This window comes from Streptomyces sp. NPDC047917 (genome assembly GCF_043204345.1).
GTDB classification, from domain to species: domain Bacteria; phylum Actinomycetota; class Actinomycetes; order Streptomycetales; family Streptomycetaceae; genus Streptomyces; species Streptomyces sanglieri.
Genome location: NZ_JBIDCA010000004.1, coordinates 117,662 through 135,733 on the forward strand (window position 1 = coordinate 117,662; position 18,072 = coordinate 135,733).

Annotated in this window: 15 protein-coding genes; 1 reads left to right on the plus strand and 14 read right to left on the minus strand. The window is 72.7% G+C overall.

Features of this window, described 5'->3' with window-relative positions:
* Window positions 1-160: 160 nt before the first annotated feature.
* Both ACGF8B_RS10355 and ACGF8B_RS10360 read right to left on the minus strand, forming a co-directional pair.
* Entirely contained in the window at window positions 161-1,771 is a 1,611-nt protein-coding gene (locus ACGF8B_RS10355) for an FAD-dependent oxidoreductase (protein WP_392736645.1), read from the minus strand.
* Between the two features lie 38 nt (window positions 1,772-1,809).
* The gene (locus tag ACGF8B_RS10360) at window positions 1,810-2,916 is read right to left on the minus strand and encodes a LacI family DNA-binding transcriptional regulator (RefSeq protein WP_392736647.1); all 1,107 of its coding nucleotides are present in this window, start codon (window positions 2,914-2,916) and stop codon (window positions 1,810-1,812) included.
* Between the two features lie 152 nt (window positions 2,917-3,068).
* Between ACGF8B_RS10360 and ACGF8B_RS10365 the strand changes: the two genes are divergently transcribed.
* The gene (locus tag ACGF8B_RS10365) at window positions 3,069-4,043 is read left to right on the plus strand and encodes an acetylxylan esterase (protein ID WP_392736649.1); all 975 of its coding nucleotides are present in this window, start codon (window positions 3,069-3,071) and stop codon (window positions 4,041-4,043) included.
* Window positions 4,044-4,141: 98 nt separating this feature from the next.
* Here the strand turns inward: ACGF8B_RS10365 and ACGF8B_RS10370 are convergent, their stop codons facing one another.
* The 12 genes from ACGF8B_RS10370 to ACGF8B_RS10425 all read right to left on the minus strand — a co-directional run bounded on the left by ACGF8B_RS10370 (window position 4,142) and on the right by ACGF8B_RS10425 (window position 18,071).
* Window positions 4,142-5,092, minus strand: a complete 951-nt coding sequence (locus tag ACGF8B_RS10370) for an ABC transporter substrate-binding protein (protein ID WP_392736651.1) — start codon at window positions 5,090-5,092, stop codon at window positions 4,142-4,144.
* Entirely contained in the window at window positions 5,089-5,766 is a 678-nt protein-coding gene (locus tag ACGF8B_RS10375) for an ABC transporter permease (RefSeq protein ID WP_392736653.1), read from the minus strand. Before ACGF8B_RS10375 ends, ACGF8B_RS10370 begins: the two co-directional genes overlap by 4 nt.
* Complete coding sequence (locus tag ACGF8B_RS10380) at window positions 5,763-6,440, minus strand: ABC transporter permease (RefSeq protein ID WP_392736655.1); 678 nt, start codon at window positions 6,438-6,440, stop codon at window positions 5,763-5,765. The genes ACGF8B_RS10375 and ACGF8B_RS10380 overlap by 4 nt, the downstream gene beginning before the upstream one ends.
* A gap of 132 nt (window positions 6,441-6,572) precedes the next feature.
* Complete coding sequence (locus ACGF8B_RS10385; protein WP_392736657.1) at window positions 6,573-7,019, minus strand: nitroreductase family deazaflavin-dependent oxidoreductase; 447 nt, start codon at window positions 7,017-7,019, stop codon at window positions 6,573-6,575.
* 132 nt (window positions 7,020-7,151) lie between these two features.
* Window positions 7,152-8,750 (minus strand): PucR family transcriptional regulator, encoded by a 1,599-nt coding sequence (locus ACGF8B_RS10390; protein ID WP_392736659.1) that lies wholly within the window; start codon window positions 8,748-8,750, stop codon window positions 7,152-7,154.
* 118 nt (window positions 8,751-8,868) lie between these two features.
* The gene (menC, locus tag ACGF8B_RS10395) at window positions 8,869-9,975 is read right to left on the minus strand and encodes an o-succinylbenzoate synthase (RefSeq protein ID WP_392736661.1); all 1,107 of its coding nucleotides are present in this window, start codon (window positions 9,973-9,975) and stop codon (window positions 8,869-8,871) included.
* Entirely contained in the window at window positions 9,972-10,829 is an 858-nt protein-coding gene (locus tag ACGF8B_RS10400; RefSeq protein WP_392736663.1) for a GNAT family N-acetyltransferase, read from the minus strand. Before ACGF8B_RS10400 ends, menC begins: the two co-directional genes overlap by 4 nt.
* Complete coding sequence (locus tag ACGF8B_RS10405) at window positions 10,826-11,971, minus strand: M20 family metallopeptidase (RefSeq protein ID WP_392736665.1); 1,146 nt, start codon at window positions 11,969-11,971, stop codon at window positions 10,826-10,828. Before ACGF8B_RS10405 ends, ACGF8B_RS10400 begins: the two co-directional genes overlap by 4 nt.
* 1 nt (window position 11,972) lies before the next feature.
* Window positions 11,973-13,343, minus strand: coding sequence for a serine hydrolase domain-containing protein (locus ACGF8B_RS10410; protein ID WP_392736667.1), 1,371 nt, complete (start codon window positions 13,341-13,343; stop codon window positions 11,973-11,975).
* A gap of 23 nt (window positions 13,344-13,366) precedes the next feature.
* Complete coding sequence (locus ACGF8B_RS10415; protein ID WP_392736668.1) at window positions 13,367-15,283, minus strand: S9 family peptidase; 1,917 nt, start codon at window positions 15,281-15,283, stop codon at window positions 13,367-13,369.
* Window positions 15,280-16,158, minus strand: coding sequence for an ATP-binding cassette domain-containing protein (locus ACGF8B_RS10420; protein ID WP_392736670.1), 879 nt, complete (start codon window positions 16,156-16,158; stop codon window positions 15,280-15,282). The genes ACGF8B_RS10415 and ACGF8B_RS10420 overlap by 4 nt, the downstream gene beginning before the upstream one ends.
* Window positions 16,155-18,071, minus strand: a complete 1,917-nt coding sequence (locus ACGF8B_RS10425) for a dipeptide/oligopeptide/nickel ABC transporter permease/ATP-binding protein (protein ID WP_392736672.1) — start codon at window positions 18,069-18,071, stop codon at window positions 16,155-16,157. The genes ACGF8B_RS10420 and ACGF8B_RS10425 overlap by 4 nt, the downstream gene beginning before the upstream one ends.
* Window position 18,072: the final 1 nt, after the last annotated feature.

Below are 18,072 nucleotides of genomic sequence, written 5' to 3' on the forward strand. Positions count from 1 at the left end.
CGGGGGGGGTGTTGTGGCCCCCCCCGCTGTATCCCCGGGGGGGGGGGGGGGGGTGGGGGGGGGGGGCCCGGGGGGGGGGGGGGGGGTGTTGGGGGGGGGGGGGGGGGGGGCCACAGGTGGAGCTGTCCCACCCGGCGATTCACGGTTGCGGCGTGTGCGGTCAGTAGCCGCGCACGTCGGGCCAGTGGCGCTGGACCCCGTCGCGGTCGAGGAGCCGCGCGAACGCCTCGTACCGCTTGTCCTCGGACTGGACTTGTTGCGGTTCGACGTCCTCGGTGAGGCAGTGGGCGGCCAGGGCACCGGCGACCTCGCCGATGTTCCACTCCACCGGGTGGAGCCGGTAGCAGCCGTTGGTGATGTGGGTGGTGCCGATGTTCTTGCCGGCGGGCAGCAGGTTGCGGACACGGCGCGGTACGAGGGCACCGAGCGGGATCTCGAACGGGACCGAGCCGATGTCGATGTAGTTGTCACCTCCGGTGGAGGGGTGCAGATCGATGCGGTAGCTGCCGACGCCGACCGCGTCCCGGTGCCGGGTTCCGCCGTGCGGGCCGACGATGTCGATCGAGACGTCGTGCTCGGTGACGGTGGTGACGGCCTTGATACGGCGGGACTCGCGTACGTAGGGGGCCTTGGCGAGGCCGTCGGCGGTGCCGGTGATGTCGGGGCGGATCCGCAGACCGGGGAATCCGGTGCCGCCGTCCTGGCGGGGGGCCTCGGTCTGGAGCCAGTACAGCAGCGAGAGCGACAACTGCCGTGCCTCGGCGACCGCTTGGGCGGACACCTCCTCACCGGCACCGATCAGGGGCTTGAGCCAGTAGTCGTTGAGCGGCCAGTTGACGAGTGTGATGTCGGAGCCGAAGGCGCCGGGGCGGTGCATGCCCCGGGCGAGGATGCGGCGGAAGCCCCACAGTTCCTTGTCGCCCGCGTCCGCGCTCTGGTCGGCGCTGACGGCGAGCGGATCGATGTCCGGGTTGGGGACGAAGGTGCGCGGCACGGATTCCAGCGAGCGGGGGTCGGGTGCCTGGAAGCCGAGCAGCGGGCCGGGCCAGAAGTCGGGGCGGTAGGAGCGCCAGAAGTCGTAGTCGGCGGGGCGATCGACGGTGTGGTTCTCGCCCTCGTGGTGGGAGAGCGCGAAACACACGGTGATGCCCTGCTGGTTGAGCGGCTGGGCCTGTTCGGGGGCGTGCGGTTCGTCGAACTCGCCGCGCGCCTCGGCGCCGATGGCGTGCTCGACGCCGCCGAGTTCGAGGAGTTCACCGGTCTCGGTGGCGTCGATGACGTAGCGGGCGGTGAGGGTGGTGCGGTCGCCGGTGCGCAGATTCTCCAGGGTGACCGCCCGGATGACATCGTTGTCGGTCTCGGCGGTCACGGCCCGGTGCTCGGTGAGCAGGGTGAGACGGCCCGCCGCGCGGTGCGGTGCGAGCATCGCCTCCAGCACGGTGAGCGCGACGCGCGGCTCGTGGCAGAGCTTGCTGACGCGTCCGGCGCCCGGGTTGAGGTCGGTGAGGGCCAGGGCCTCGGAGCGCATCGGGTACCACTGGCGGTAGTACGCACGGATGCCTTCGCGCAGCCGGCGGTACGAGGCGGTGGTGCCGAACTGCTCGACCCACGGGTGCTCGTCCGGGGGGACGGCCTGGGAGGTGAGCTGGCCGCCGATCCAGTCGGTCTCCTCGGTGAGGACGACGGTGCGTCCGGCGCGGCAGGCGGCGAGCGCGGCGGCGACGCCGCCGAGTCCGGCGCCCACGACGAGGATGTCCGGTTCGGGTATCACGGGTCTCCTTGAGCTGTACGTACGGGTGGTGCGGTCGGTCAGTGGTCTTCGGTGGCGGGCGGCGGGCCCGAGGTGGCACCGGGCCGGAAGGTGCAGGCGACCAGGGGTTCGGTGGCCTCCTCCCCCGCGACCAGCGCGGCGAGCATGCGCACGGCGGCCGCGCCGAGCCGGGTGCGGGGAATGTCGAAGCCGGTGGGTTCGGGTCCGTCCGCGAGGTCGGCGGGCGGGCTGCCGAGCAGTGCCAGCGAGGCGTCGCGCGGGCACTCGATCCCGGCGTCGGCGGCGGCGCGGCGCAGGGCGCGCCAGGCGGCGCCGGTGTCGGTCTCCTCGGCGACGAACGCGGTGACGCCGTCGGCGAGCCAGTCCCGCAGCCGCTCGGGGGTGAGGTCGCGCTCGGGGTCCGCGGAACGGAAGACGGTCTCGGGGCCGGCCGGCCCGGCCGCCGCCAGTCCTTCGAGGAATCCGCGTTCACGGTCGGTGGAGGCGGGTGCCTCGTCGTCCTCGCGGATCAGCACCATGCGGCGGTGCCCGAGGCCGGCGAGGTGGCCGACGACCTCGCGGGCGGCGCTCACGTAGTCGGCGCCGACCCAGTGCAGGCCGGCCGGCTCGTCCCGGCGGCCGAGGTGGACCACCGGGAAGCCGTCGGCGACCAGCCGGCCCAGCTCTTCGGCGGGTGCGTGACGGCCGAGGAACAGACAGCCGTCGGCGAGGCGGACCCGGCTCAGCGCGTCGGGTACGGCGGCCCCCGCGCCGCCGGTGCTCGACCCGGTGAACAGCACCAGGTCGTAGCCGCGCTCCGCGGCCTCGTGCTCCACGCCCACCAGGAACGGGTAGTACGAGTGCTGCACATCGGTGGGGAAGGTCGCGGTGAAGCTGAACACACCCAGCAGGTTGTTGCGCGCCGCGGCGAGCCTGCGGGCCGCCGGGTCGGGGACGTATCCGAGGCTGCGGGCCGCCTCCAGGACCTTCTGCCGGGTCTCCTCGGAGATCGCGGGCCCCTGTCTCTTGTCCGCGAGCACCAGCGAGACCGTGGCCTGTGAGACCCCGGCGAGCCGTGCGACCTCCGCCTGGCGCGGGCGGGCCGTGCGGCCTGCCGGTGCCGGTGAACGGCCGGGCCTGGCCCGCTTCCTGGGTTCCTCCACCATGGCTCCTCACATCGATTAATGCGTATTACTAATGCGCATTAACGAGTACTGTGAGGGTCATTCGGGCGCCGGTCAAGAGGCCGGGCCCACATTCTTCACTGCGCACCCCCGTACGGTGTGATCAACCATCCCCGCGGAGAAGGCGGTCCCCCATGTCCCTGTTCGATCTGCCGCTCGACCGGCTGCGCGACTACCGCAGCGGTTCGGTCGAGCCGGAGGACTTCGACGCGTTCTGGACGAAGACGCTCGACGAGGCGCGGTCCCACGACCTCGACGCCCGTTTCGAGCCGCGCACCGGCACCGGGCTGTCCACCGTGGAGGTGTACGACGTGACGTTCGCGGGCTTCGGCGGTCATCCCGTCAAGGGCTGGTTCGTCGTCCCGGCGGGCGCCACGGAGCCGCTGCCGGTGGTGGTCGAGTTCATCGGCTACGGCGGCGGTCGGGGCCTGGCGCACACCCATCTGCTCTGGGCCTCGGCCGGTTTCGCCCACTTCGTGATGGACACCCGGGGCCAGGGCAGCGGCTGGCTCGTCGGCGACACCCCCGACCCGGTGGGCAGCGCCCCCGCGTACCCCGGTTTCATGACCCGCGGCATCGAGGACCCGGAGTCGTACTACTACCGGCGGGTGTTCACCGACGCGGTGCGTGCGGTGGAGGCGGCTCGCTCGCACCCGCTGGCCGACGCGGCACGCACCGCGGCCGTCGGGGAGAGCCAGGGCGGCGGCATCACGCTCGCCGTCGGCGGGCTGATACCCGACCTCGTGGCGATCGCGCCGGACGTCCCGTTCCTGTGCGACTTCCCCCGCGCCCTCACCGTCACCGACCGGACCCCGTACCGCGAGGTGGGCAACTACCTCAAGACGCACCGCGGCCGGGCCGAGCGGGCGCGGGCCACCCTGTCGTACTTCGACGGGGTGCACTTCGCCGCGCGCGGGCGTGCTCCGGCGCTGTTCTCGACCGCGCTGGAGGACATGACCTGCCCGCCCTCGACCGTCTTCGCCGCCTTCAACGCGTACGCCCACCAGGACAAGACCATCGAGGTGTACGACTTCAACGATCACGAGGGCGGCGGTCCGTTCCAGCAGGCCGTGCAGCTGGGCTGGCTCCCGGGCAGGCTGCGGGCCTGACCGGGGGCGGCGGCGGCCAGCGGCTGTCGGGTGGCCTTCGATCGGAAAGCGTGCGCGCCAGGGCGTGGCCGCCCGATCAGAGGTCGCCCGACAGCCTCTCAGTCGCGCGGGAGGAGGTGTTCGGACTCCAGGTAGTTGCGTGCCACGTCCTCGGGCAGCCGCCGCCAGCTGTCCACCTGCTCGTTGAGCCGGGCCAGGTCGGCGGTGGTCAGTACGGTGTTGAGCCTGCCCAGCGCCTTGCGGACGCCTTCGCTGCCCGCCCGGGACCGGTTGACGACGGGGACGAGGTAGTCGGCGTTCTGCAGATGCCTGTCGTCGGCGAGCAGGACGAGGCCGAAGTTGTCGAGCGTGGCGTCGGTCGTGGTGGTCAGGACCATCTGGTCCCGACCGTTCTGGACGGCCTGTTTGGCCTGGGTGGTGCCGACGCCCTTGGGGTCCACGGCGGTGACGCGGATGCCGTACGTCTTCTTCAGTCCGGGTGCGCAGTAGGGGCGCCGCACGCATTCGTCGCCGGCCGCCAGCCTCACGGGCAGCCCGGATCTGCCCAGGTCGCCGAGGGTCTTGAGGTGGTGCTCGGCCGCGTAGCGGGCGGTGACCGCGAAGGCGTTCTGGTCGACGGCGCGCCCGGGGTCGAGCACGGTGAGGCCGCGCGGCGCGGCGAGGGCACGCAACGCCTTCATGGTGGCGGCGAGGTCGGGCGAGCCGACGGGGGTGGCGTCGGCACCGTTCTTCTTCGCGTTCAGCCAGTCGGCGAAGGTGGCGGCGTACTCCGGCACGACGTCGATCTGGCCGCTCTCCAGCGCCGGTTCGTAGATCTCCCGGTTGGTGACGGAGATGATCTTCGTGGAGTAGCCGGCCCGGTTCAGCAGCAGGGCGTACATCTGGGCGAGCAGATCGCTCTCGGTGAAGCCCGCGGAGCCGATGGTGAGATGTCTGCTGTCGCCCGGCGGTGCGGTGACCTCGCCCTGGTTCTCCAGGGAGGGGCCGGTGGCGCAGCCGGCCGCCGGGAGCAGCACCAGCAGGATCGGGACCGCGGTTCGTCGCCTCATCCGGACCCCTTGTTCCGGAGCCGGTCCGGGACGAGCAGCCGGCCCGCTTCGAAGAGCCCTTCGACGATCAGCGCGAAGACCGCGACGAGGACCGCCCCGGCGACCACCTGCGAGGTGGAGGCGAGGTTGAAGCCGGCCGTGATGATGCGGCCGAGTCCCCCGCCGCCGGCCAGTGCCGCGAGGGTAGCCGTCGCGACGAGCTGCACGGCGGCGATCCGTACGCCGGTGAGGATCAGCGGGAGGGCGAGCGGCACCTCGACGCCCAGCATCAGCTGCCTGCCCGTCATGCCCATTCCTCTGGCGGCGCGCACGATGTCGCGGTCGACCTCCCGCATGCCCACATAGGCGTTGGTGAGCAGTGGCGGCACGGCGAAGAGGACGAGGGCGATGATGGTCGGCCATTCGCCGTGCCCGCCGATCGGAGTGAGCAGGAGCAGCACCAGTACGGCGAAGGTGGGCACGGCCCGGCCGGTGTTGGAGATGTTGACGGCGAGTGCGCCGCCCTTGCCGAGATGGCCGAGGACCAGGGCGACGGGCAGTGCGATCAGGCAGCTGATGAGCAGGCAGACGACGGTGAGGAAGAGGTGCTGGCCCAGCCGGTTCCAGATGCCGCCCTCGCCGGACCAGTTCGTGGCGGTGGTGAGCCAGGACCAGGCGTCTGCGAGGGTCTTCACGGCTGCCTCCGGGTCCATGGGGTCAGCACTCGCTGCACGAGCAGGAGCAGCAGGTCGGCGGCGACGGCGATGACGACGCACAGGACGGAGGCGGTGAGCACCTGGGCCTTGAAGTAGGTGTTCATCCCTGAGTAGATGAGGTTGCCGAGCCCGCCGTAGCCGACGATCGCGCCGACCGTGACCAGGGAGACGGCGGAGACGGTGGCGATCCGCAGACCGGCCATGGCCGCGGGCAGCGCGAGGGGCAGCTCCACGGCGAGCAGCAGCCGCAGCGGCCCGTATCCCATGCCGCGTGCGGCCTGCCGGGTCTCCTCGGGCACAGCACGCAGTCCGGCGAGGATGTTGCGTACCAGGAGGGTGAGCGAGTAGAGCACGAGACCGGCGACGACGAGCGAGGCGGACAGTCCGTACACCGGCAGCAGCAGGGAGAACATGGCGAGCGACGGCACGGTGTAGAGGATGGTCGTCACACCGAGCACGGGGCCCGCCGCCCAGCGCCGGTGCCGTGCCACGAGGGCGAGCGGAACGGCGATGACCAGCCCGATGAGCACGGAGGCCAGGGTGAGCTGGAGGTGCTGCACCACGGCGTCCCAGAGGATCTCGCGACGGCTGGAGAGGTAGGCCCCGCAGAGCCACTCGTTGCGTGCCAGGCAGTCGTCCGGGGGCGCGGTCACCCGTCCATTGGAGCGCGGGGTGCGGTGCGGGCGCGCGTCCTGATCGGCTGTCCGGGGGGCCGCGCCGCTTCCGGGAACGGGCCGGATGCGGGGGCGCGGGCCGCGGTGGGCCCGCGCCTGAACCGGCGGCCGTCAGTGCTGCCCGGCCGACGGTTCGAGGACGAAGACCGGGATCTGCCGGTCGGTCTTGCGCTGGTAGTCGGCGTAGTCGGGGAACGCCTCGACCGCGCGCCCCCACCACAGGTCCTTCTCCTCGCCGGTGGCCTCGCGGGCGTTCATGTCCTGGCGCAGTGGCCCGTCCTGGAGTTCCACCCGGGGGTCGGCCACGATGTTGTGGTACCAGACGGGGTGCTTGGGGGCACCGCCCTGCGAGGCGACCACCGCGTACTCGCCGTCGTGCTCGACCCTCATCAGCGGGGTCTTGCGGATCTTGCCGCTCTTGGCCCCGCGGGTGGTGAGAATGATGACGGGCATGCCCCGCATCATGGTTCCCTCGGTGCCGCCGGAGCTCTCGAACAGCTCGACCTGGTCGCGGACCCACTGTTCGGGGCTCGGCTCGTACTCTCCCTGCAGAGGCATGTCATCTGTCCCATCGTCGGATCACGGACACACGGGTTTCGTCGTGTCCCACTGCTCCGGGAAACTCTCGCACCATTCCGTCCGCCCGGCGCCCGGATCGATCCCAGTGCCACGGCGACGGAGTGAGCGGCATCAGGAGTGCGGTGGTCTCAGCCGCAGTTGCAGCATCGCTTCGAATCTCGCCTCCGGGTCGCCGAGGTCGATGCCCGCGACCACGGCCAGCCGCTTGAGCCGGTAGCGGAAGGTGTTGGGGTGGATGTGTACGGCGGCAGCGGCCGCGGGCACGTCGCCGAAGGTGCTCAGCCAGGCGTCCAGGGTGTCCGTGAGGGCCGTGTTGTGCTCGGCGTCGTAGGCGCGCAGCCGTACGACCGGGCCGTCCGGAAGGTCGTCCTCGGCGGCCATCCGGTCCGTCAGCTCCTCCAGGAGCGAGGCGGCGTAGACGTCCGACAGCCGTGCGGCCCTGCGCTGGGTGCGGCCGGAGCCGAGGACCCGCAGCGCACGGTCCGCGTCGGCGCGCGAGCGGCGCAGCTCCACCGGGCGGGCGGCGAGCCGGCCGACTCCGATGACGGCGGGCACCCGGTCGCCGATCCGGCCGAGGAACGCCTCGGCCACCCGTAGCCCCTGCTCGTCCGAACCGGTGGGCAGGACCGCGTAGGTGACCCCGCCGATCGCGGCCGAGGCGGTGCGGGGGTGGATCGCGGACAGGTGCAGGGTGAGCGCCTCGGCGACCCGGTGGCCCGCGGCCACCCGGTCCGGCGCGTACTGCTCGCCGGTCACCGAGAGCGCCAGTACGCAGGCCGGCTGCGCGGACAGGCCGAGCCGGACGGCGGCCTGCGGGGCGTGCGTGCCGCCTTCGAGGACGGTGGCGAGCAGGTCCGCGCGCAGCCGGCGTTCGGCGTCCCCGCCGGTGCGGCGGCGCAGCAGGTGCAGGGCGGCCACCTTCGCCGCCTCCTGGAGCGCCTGGGTGCGGTCCGCGCTCAGCGGTGCGTCGACCACGACCCAGATCGAGCCGAGGATCTCGCCGCCGGCGCGGACGGCGATCGCGACCCGGGGCTTGTCCGAGACGCCGTCGATGTAGACGGGTTCCTCCTTCCGGTAGAGGGCCTGGAAGGCGCCGCGTTCCTCCAGGGCCCGTAGCTTCTCGGCGGGGACCTGACGGTCCAGTACGGTCGCGATCCTGGCCTCGTCGGCCTCGTCCTGTCTGCTGGAGAAGGCCAGCACCCGGCCGCCCCGGTCCTCCACGGTCACCGGACCGTCCAGCAGTCCGGCCGTCGCGTTGGCCAGGGCGAACAGGTCACCGGCGAGCGGTTCGGCGCCGTCGGCCTCTTCGGGGCCGCCCACCGTGCCCAGTTCGTCGACGGCGAGCAGCGAGCGCAGCAGCGCGGCCACCTGAGCCCAGGACGCTCCGGGCGTCAGACCGAGCACGGTCACGCCGGTGCGGGCGGCCGCCTCGGACACCGATCCGTACACCGGGACCGGGGACCGGACCACCACGGCCGCCGCGCCCAGTCCGGCCGCCCGGTCGACCAGGGCGGCCACCGGTCCGGCGCCGTACACACCGACGCCGAGCACCACCGCGCCGGGCAGCCGCGCCGGTTCGTCCAGGGGGTCCTGGATCAGCACTCCGGTGACCGTGCGGGCCGGGTCCGCCTCCCCGGCCAGCACTTCGATCAACGTCGATCCGAGATCGTTGAGGATCCGGCCGAGCACGGCCCGTGGCTGCTCCGTCATCTTCACAAGGTAGTTGATCGGAGATCGTCCGCGACGGGGGCGGCCGCCGCTCCGGACTCCCGGCCCGCCCGGGGTTCGCGCAGGTCGGGCCCGGTGGGCGGGTCCGGGACTCCGCGGGTCACCGGCCGATCCATTCCGTCGACTCGGTCACCTCGGCCAGCTGCCCGGGGATCGGGGAGATTCCGATGCCGGGTCCGGTGAGCACGTCGAGATGGCCGTCGCGCAGGGTGAACGGCTCGGTGATGTCGGTCCGGTAGTACCGGTCGGAGGCGGAGGTGTCACCGGGCAGGGTGAAGCCGGGGAGTGCGGCGAGGGCGACGTTGGCGGCGCGGCCGAGGCCGGTCTCCAGCATCCCGCCGCACCAGACGGGGACGCCGTTGGCGGCGCACACGTCGTGGATCCGCCGGGCCTCCAGATAGCCGCCGACCCGTCCCGGCTTGATGTTGACGACCGAGCAGGCGCCCATCGCGATGGCGTCGGCCGCCGAGCGGGCGGACACGATGGACTCGTCCAGGCAGATCGGGGTGCGCACCTGGCGGGCGAGTTCCGCGTGGCCCCGGATGTCCTCCTCGTCCAGGGGCTGTTCGATGAGCAGCAGCCCGTACGGGTCGAGCCGGGCCAGCTGGGCGGCGTCGGCGAGGGTGTACGCGGTGTTGGCGTCCACCTGGAGCTGTACGTCGTCGCCGAAGCGTTCCCGGACCGCGCGCACGGGTGCCACGTCCCAGCCGGGTTCGATCTTCAGCTTGATCCGGAGATAGCCCTCGGAGAGATAGCCGTCGACGGTGTCGAGCAGTGCGGGAATCGAGTCCATGATGCCCACGGACACCCCGGCCGGCACCCGTTCGGCCGTCGCCCCCAGCCACTGGCCCATCGACAGGTCGTGGGCGCGCAGCCAGGCGTCGAGGACCGCCGTCTCCAGTGCGGCCTTGGCCATCCGGTGGCCCTTGAAGGCGGCCAGTGCCGGGGCGACGGCCCACGGGTCGAGCTCCGGCAGGGCGGTGAGCGTGGGTACGAGGTAGCTGCGCAGCACGTCCGCCGCGGCCGCGGTGTACTCCGAGGAGTACAGCGGATCGGCCATGGTGACGCATTCGCCGTAGCCCTCGTGGTCCTCGGTCTCGACCCTGACCAGCAGGATCTCCCGGGTGGTCATCGTGGCGAACGAGGTCCGGAACGGTGCGACCAGCGGCATCGCGATCCGGCGCAGTTCCACACCTGTGAGCTTCATGCCTGACTCTCCTGACGTCTGTCGATCACGTACCAGCCGTCCCGGGTGAATCCGGTGACGGTGTGCCCCTCGGCCATCAGGCCGCCGAGTACCTCGCGCAGCGCGTGGCGCCATTCGCGGGCCAGGGGCGGGTCGGTCCGGCGCAGTTCCTCCGCCTCGGCGGGGATCCGGACCAGGACGGTGTCGCCGTCCCGGCGCCCGACGGCCGGGCGGCCGTCGGGTTTGGCGTCCAGGGCGACCACCGTACGGGGGCCCGTGACATCGGCGGCGACGGTGCGGGGGATGCCGGCGGCGGATCCGGTGGCGTGCTCTCCGGTCAGTTCCCAGCGGACCAGCAGCCGGTCGGTCTCGGTCCCGGCGTTGACCTCGTCCTGCATGGCGCCGTAGAAGTCGGCGAGGTACTCGCTCGGTTCCGCGCCCAGTTTGGCGAGGTTGAAGTAGGCGTTGCGGCTGATCAGCGGGTCGAAGGTCCAGGTGACGGTGGTGATGTCGCGGCCCAGTGCCCAGGCCCGCTGGTGTTGCTTGACCGCGAAGCCGACGTTGCGGCCACGGACGCTGTCGTCCACCCCGGCGATGTGCGAGTGCAGTCCGGCGCTGGCGAGGAAGCCCAGGCAGAAGCCGACCATCCGGCCGCCCCGGTCGACACCGACGACGTAGCTGCCGGAGTGCGCGAAGACCCGCAGCAGCTCCGGGGTGATCAGCGGGTTTCCGGGATCGGGCCGCCAGATGCGGTCCAGCACCCGGCAGGCCTCGTGCATCTCGTCCAGCCCGTGCAGTTCCCTGAGGGTGACGCCCGCGCGCTGTGCGGTCAGCTCCGCGGCTGCCGTCGCGGCGGACGCCTGCGTACCGTTCATGGTTCCACCCGGCCGGGGACGGCCGGCGGTCCGCTGATCAGCGAGGCCGCCAGGGCGGCGACGAGTGCCGTCCGCCGGGGCAGTTCGGCGACGATCACGTGCTCGTCGTCCGCGTGTGCCCCGCCGCCCACGGCCCCGAGGCCGTCGAGTGTGGGGGTGCCCACTCCGGCGGTGAGGTTGCCGTCGGAGGCGCCGCCGACGGCCACGCCGCGCAGCGGGCCGAAGCCGAGCTCCGCGTAGTGGCGGCGGGCCAGTTCGAACAGCTCGGCCGACGCGGTGACCGGCAGCGGCGGCCGGTTCGGGCCTCCGGAGAAGGTGAGCGAGGCGCCCTCGACCACCGGGGGGAGGCCGTGCACGGCACGGTCGACCCGGTCCTGTTCGGCGGCCGTCGCCACGCGTACGTCGACCAGCAGCCGGGCCGTGTCGGGCACCGTGTTGCGGGTGGTGCCGGAGGAGGCCACGGTCGGGGTCACCGTGGTGCCGGCCGCCGGATCGGCGAGGGCGGACAACGCGAGCACCTGGTGGGCCAGTTCGGTGGTGGTGTTGACGCCCCGGTGGGGTTCCAGACCGGCGTGCGCGGCGCGTCCGGCGATGGTCAGCTCGTAGCCGGACATGCCCTTGCGCGCGGTCTTCAGCGCGCCGCCCTCGCTCGCCTCCAGGACGAGCACGGCGCCGGTCCGGCGGGCCTCGTCCTCGATCAGGGTGCGCGAGGTCGGGGCGCCGATCTCCTCGTCCCCGGTGAGCAGGACCGAGACGCCGTCCAGGTCGTCGAGGACCGACAGGGCGTGGAACAGCTGCACCACACCGGCCTTCATGTCGAAGCAGCCGGGTCCGGTGAGCCGCCCGCCCGCCACCTCGAAGGGGTGACCGGCCAGGGAGCCCACCGGCCACACCGTGTCGAAGTGGCCGAGCAGCAGCACCCGGTCGCCGGAGCCGAAGCGCCAGCGCAGGGCGGGACGCCCCGAGCCGTCGATCCACTCGGGTGCCGTACCGGTCAGCCGGGTGCCGAGGCCGGCGACGACGCGGGCGCAGTCGGTGACCGCGGCCAGGTCGTCGCTGGGCGACTCGGTGCGGACCAGCTCCTCGATGTCGGTCAGCAGGGCCGGCAGCCCAGCCTGGAGGGCGGTGACGATCGCGGTCACGTCAGCCCACCTTGGGGGTGGCCCGGCCACCGTGGTGGATGTACGGGGTGCCGTCGGCGAGTGTGTAGAACACGACCGGGACCCAGAGCTCGAATCCGGGCCGCTGCACGACGAACAGTCCGGGCTCGACGGGGTGCAGCTCGTACTCCTTCTCCGTGTCGGGGGCCAGTTCGGCCAGTGGTCCGGTGACCCGGTCCAGCATCACCAGAGCGCCGTCCCGCTCCACGATCTCCATCCGGCTGGAGAGCCGCTGGTACACGCCCACGTAGTCGGCGGGGTCCACCGCCACCGGTTCCGTTGCGGGCTCCAGGGTGGTGCGCATCGTCACCCCGGCCAGCTCCCGCACGATCTCGGCGTACAGGTCCCGGAAGAGGCTGGAGGTGTCGCCGCCGTTGGTGAGCAGGCAGATCGCCAGCTCGGCCTCGGGCAGCACCCGCAGGTAGGCGTTCTGTCCGATAGTGCCGCCGTCGTGTCCATACACCCGGTGTCCGTCCCAGGTGTCGAGGAACCAGCCGAGCCCCCAGGCGTCGCCCAGGATGTACGGGTCGGGGAGCTCGACCTGCGGGGCCTGCATGGCGGCGACGCCCTCGGCCGAGAGGATCTTGGTGCCGTCGGCGGTGACGCCGTTGTCGAGGTGCAGCCGGGCGAACTCCAGTACCTCGCGCGGTGTGGAGCAGATCAGCCCGGCCGGTCCGGCGGAGCGCATCAGACCCCAGACCGGGGCCTGCGCGGGCGGGCTCCCCAGGTGTCCGATGGCGGCGCGGTGGCGCAGCACCTCTTCCGGCAGGGTCGCGGTGTGCGTCAGGCCGAGCGGCCGGTACAGGCGCTCGCGCATCAGCTCGTCCCACTGGACGCCGGTGACGACCTCCAGCACCCGGCCGAGCAGGGTGAAGCCCGCGTTGCAGTACGACATGGTGGCGCCGAGCGGGTGGTTGGGGGTGGTGTCGCCCAGCAGTGCTACGTACTTCTCCAGGCAGTCGTCGCCCCGGCCGGTGTCGGTGAAGAGGTCGCCGTCGATGCCGCTGGTGTGGGTCAGGAGGTGCCGGAGCGTCAGCCCCTGGGTCAACTCGTCGTTGGCCAGCCGCAGTTCGGGAAGTACGGAGGAGATGGGGGCGTCCAGTTCGAGGACGCCCTCGTCGACCAGGGCCATGGCCACCGTGGTGGTCCAGACCTTGGAGATCGAGCCGATCTGGAAGAGGGTGTCGGTGGTCGCCCCGATCCCGGCCTCCGTGTTGGCCATGCCGATGGCGGTCTCCGCGACCAGTTCGCCGCGGTGCAGGATGCCGAGCGAGGCGCCGGGCACGGAGTGACGGGCGGCGAGTTCGGTGAGGCGGGTGGTCCAGCGGGCCGACAGCTCGGTGGTGTTGGTCATGTCGTGCTCCGATTCCGTTTCGTTCAGCGGTTGGTGTGCGTGGTGACCCATTCGACCAGCCTGCGGGAGTAGTCCTCCCGGTGCGAGGGCCGGCCGTCGAGGAGGAAGAGGTGCGAGCTGCCGGGGTAGACGACCAGCCGGGCCGGTACGTCCCTGGTGCGCAGGGCGTGGAACCACTGTTCGGCCTGGCCGACCGGGCAGGTGTCGTCGGCGCCGCCGTGCAGGATCAGGGTGGGCGCGCGTACCGCGTCGGCGTGGCTGAGCGGGGAGAGTTCTGCCAGCCGGGCCGGGTCGCCGATCTCGTGCTCGGCGATCAGATGTCCTTCTTCGGAGGTGCCGGCCATGCTCTTCAGGTCGACCAGGACGCCGCCCGGGACGACGGCGGCGAACAGGTCGGTGCGGGCGGAGAGCCAGCAGGTCAGGTAGCCGCCGTAGCTGTAGCCGGTGAGCGCGATCCGGCCGGGGTCGACGAGCCCCTCGGCGACGAGGGCGGCGACGGGCTGCAGGACGTCCTGTTCGTCCGTCTCGCCCCAGGCGCCCACCGCACCGGTGTAGAACGCCTCGCCGTAGCCGTCGCTGGCGCGGACGTTCAATGTCAGGATCGTCCAGCCCTGCGTGGCCAGTTCCTGGTGGTAGAGGTGGGCCGGGTCGGAGTGCGGGGCCCAGGCGTTGTGCGGGCCGCCGTGCACGTCCACCAGCAGCGGGCCGCCCGGGGGTGTGTCCGCGGCCCGGGTGATCATGCCGTGCACGACGGTGCCGTCCGCGATGCCGAACTCGCGTTCGGTGACCGGGTGGAGGGCGATCTCCGGAAGTGACCGCGCCATGTGGTCGGTGAGCCGCGCGGGCTGCTGCCCGGACGTCCAGTCGTCGAGGTCGAGCAGCACGACCTCGGCGAAGCGTGCCGCGTCGGAGACCACGACCGCCGCCCGTCCGGCCTTCGGGGCGACCGAGCAGCCGCTGACGCCGGTGCCGGCGGGCAGCGGGGAGGCGCTGATCCCGGCCGCGTCCACCCGGTAGAGGCGGGTGGCGCCCCGGTCGCGGGCGCAGAACACGATGTCGTCGCCGTGGAACTGCGGCAGCGCGCCCGGGTAACCGGGCCCGCCGGGCAGGACATTGCGGTCCAGGGCCGCGCTGACCGGGACCGGGGCGGAGCCGTCCAGCGGCTGGCGCAGCAGCTCGCAGTGGCCGACACCGAAGGCGGTGCGGCCGACGACGAGCAGCGCGGATCCGTCGGGGTACCAGCTCACCGGGCCGGCGAGACCGCCGGCGGGGCCGATCCGGCGGGGCTCGGGCGCATCCGCGGCGACCGCCACGACATGGGCGGCCGTGGGGCCGAACGACGCCGAGTCCGGGCCGGTCTGCGCGGGGTAGGCGAGCCGGGTGCCGTCGGGCGACCAGCTCGGGGAGCCGACGTGCCGGTCTTCCCGGGTGAGCTGGACGACCTCGCCCGATTCCACGTCCACCACGAACAGCTGCGTGCGGACCGAGCCGATCAGGCCCGCCCCGTCCGCCTTCCAGCCGAGGGCGTCGATGACGACGGGTGCGCTGTCCGCGCGCCGGCTCTCCGGGGCGGCGAAGGCGATGCGCGTCCCGTCCGGGCTCCAGACCGGGATGCCCGCCCCGGCAGGGCACCGGTCGGGGGTGATGAGCGGTACGGCCTCTCCGCCCTCGGCGGACAGCAGATGGAGCCGGCCGGCGCGCAGGAAGGCCAGTCGCGCCCCGTCCGGGGACCAGCGCGGCGCGGTGTCCGCCGGGCCGTGGGTGAGGCGCCGGGCCGGTCCGCCTCCGGCGCGTACCTCCCAGATGGAGCGGAGCACCCGGTCGTTCCCGGCGTCCTGTGTGGTCAGGGTGTAGGCGACGCGTTCGCCGTCGGGTGACAGTGCGGGGTCGCCGGGGATCTCGAACCGGTACAGGTCTTCGATCTTGAGCGGTCGGGTCATGACGCCTCCTCGGCAAGGGCAAGGTCGGGTACGCAGGAGATGAGATCGCGGGTCGTCGGGTGCTCCGGGTGGTCCAGCACCCGGTCGGTGGGGCCGCATTCGACCAGGTGTCCGCCGTCCAGGACGGCGACCTGGTCGCACAGGTAGCGGACGACCGCGAGGTTGTGGGAGATGAAGAGCATCGCGAAGCCCAGTTCGCGCTGGAGCCGGCGGAGCAGGTTGAGCACCGCGCCCTGGACCGACACGTCGAGGGCCGAGGTGATCTCGTCCGCGATCAGCACGGCGGGCCGGGCGGCCAGGGCCCTGGCCAGGGCGACCCGTTGGCGCTGGCCGCCGGAGAGGGCGTCCGGGGTGAGGGCGGCCCGTGCGGGGTCCATGCCGACCAGCTCCAGGTAGCGCGCCACCTCGGCGTCGCGTGCGGCACGGCGTTCACGGGCCGGGGCCCGCCGTCCGCTCCGCGCCCCGTTCCCCGTGCCGGTCCCGGTCCCGGTCCCGTTCCCGCTTCCGCTTCCGCTTCCCCGTCCGCTTCCGCTTCCGCTTCCGCTTCCGCTTCCGCTTCCGCTTCCGCCGGACAGTGCCTCGGCCACGGAGGCGCCGACGGTCATGCGGGGGTCGAGCGAGGCGTACGGGTTCTGGAACACCAGCTGTACGGGGCTGCGCCCGCGCCGGCGGGGAGCCTCGCTCCCGTCGATCAGTACCTGCCCGGACTGCTTCGGCGCCAGGCCGACGACGGCCTTGCCCAGGGTCGATTTCCCGGACCCCGAGCCGCCGACCAGTCCGGTGACCGTGCCTTCCGGCACCAGCAGGTCGACGTTGTCCACGGCGGTGAAGCGGCCGTAGCGGACCGTGATCCCGCGCAGTTCGAGTGAGCTCATGAGGTGGCCCTTGCCGTGTGTGCCGTGGACGCGACGGGTCGGCCCGCCGTTGCCGTACCGACCGGGTACCAGCAGGCGACCTGCCGTCCCGGCCCGAGGTCCGTCAGTTCGGGGGTGTCTTCGTGGCAGCGTTCCCGGGCCCGTTCGCAGCGCGCCGCGAACGGGCACCCCGCGCCGGTCTCCCCCGGCTCCGGTGGCCGGCCGGGGATGGTGGCCAGCTCCGCGCCGCGGTCCGTGGTCATGGTCGGGACCGCCCCGACCAGTGCCCGGGTGTACGGGTGGGCGGCGCCGCCGAGGAGCTCGGTGACCGGGAGGTTCTCGACGATCAGGCCCGCGTACATCACCAGGACCCGTTCGCAGACCTGGGCGACGACGGCGAGGTCGTGGGAGATCAGCAGCAGCGCGGCGCCGGAGTCCGCGCGCACCTCGGCGAGCAGGCCGAGCACCTGTTGCTGGACCGCCACGTCGAGCGCCGTGGTGGGCTCGTCGGCGATGATCAGTTTCGGCTTCCCCATCAGTCCCATCGCGATGACGGCGCGCTGCCGCATCCCGCCGGAGTACTCGTGCGGCCGCTGCCGGGCACGGCGTCCGGGGGTGGCGATACGGACGGCGCCGAGCCGGTCGACGGCACGCGCCGTGGCCTCGGCGCGGCTCGCTCCCAGGTGCACCTCGGCCACCTCGGCGAGCTGCCGGCCCACCCGCAGGGCGGGGTTCAGCGAGGCCATCGGGTCCTGGAAGACCATGGCGAGTTCGGTGCCGAGCCGTGGATCCGCCCGCAGGTCGTGCCCGTCGAAGCCGAGCGCTCCGGCCGAGACCCGGCCCGGGTGCGGCACCAGGTCCGCGAGCGCCAGCGCGCTCAGGCTCTTGCCCGATCCCGATTCGCCGACCAGGCCGACGGCCTCGCCCCTGCCGATGTCCAGCGAGATCCCGCGTACCGCCTGCCGGCCGCCGGGGAACGTCACCCGCAGGTCGCGCGCCCGGACCAGAGCACCGCCGTCGTGCTCGGCGGCCGGTTCGTCCGGTGTCCCCGGCTGCTCCTGCGGTGCCGTCTCCGGTGCCTGTGGCGCCCTTCGGCCACCTGCCTGTGCGAGCACCTCGCCGACCAGCCCGAACATCAGCCCCGTCAGGACGACGGCCGCGCCGGGCGCCAGGGCGGCCGCCGGGTTCACGAAGATGCGGTTCAGCTGTTCGTTGAGCAGCCGCCCCCAGTCGTACTGCGGCGGCTGTACGCCCAGCCCGAGGAAGGAGAGGCCGGAGAACGCGACCAGGATGCCCCCTGTCGCCTGGGTGGCGAACAGCACCGACGGTTCGGCGATGTTGGGCAGCAGATGACGTACCACCATCCGGAACCGGCCCACACCGAGGATCCGGGCGGCCGCGACGTAGTCGGAACCCGCGATCGACGCCGTCAGGTTCTGTACCAGCCGCGCCATGGGCGGGACCATGGCCAGCCCGACCGCGAACACCGCGCCGGTGCTGCCCACTCCGAAGATCGTGGCGAGGAAGAGCAGGAAGAGCAGCCCCGGAAAGGCCACCAGCACGCCCACGGTCGCGGTGATCAGCCGTCCGAGGCGTCGGCCCACGACCGCCGGGGCGACACCCAGCAGCAGCCCGCCGCCGACTCCGATCACGGCGGCCATCAGCGTGAGCCGCAGGGTCAGCCGGGTGGCCACCACGACACGGGCGGCGATGTCCCGTCCGAGCTGGTCCGTGCCCAGCAGATGGGCGGCGCTGCTGCCCTGGTTGATCGCGTCGGTGTCGACCTGCGCGGCCCGGTCGCCGAGCAGTACGGGGCCGAGTACGGCGACCAGCGCGACCAGCAGGCAGGCGGTGAGCGCGGTGACTCCGATCGGTGTCCGGAGGGTACGCCCGAGCCTGTACCGCAGCGAGCTGTCATGGTTGTGATGAGGCATC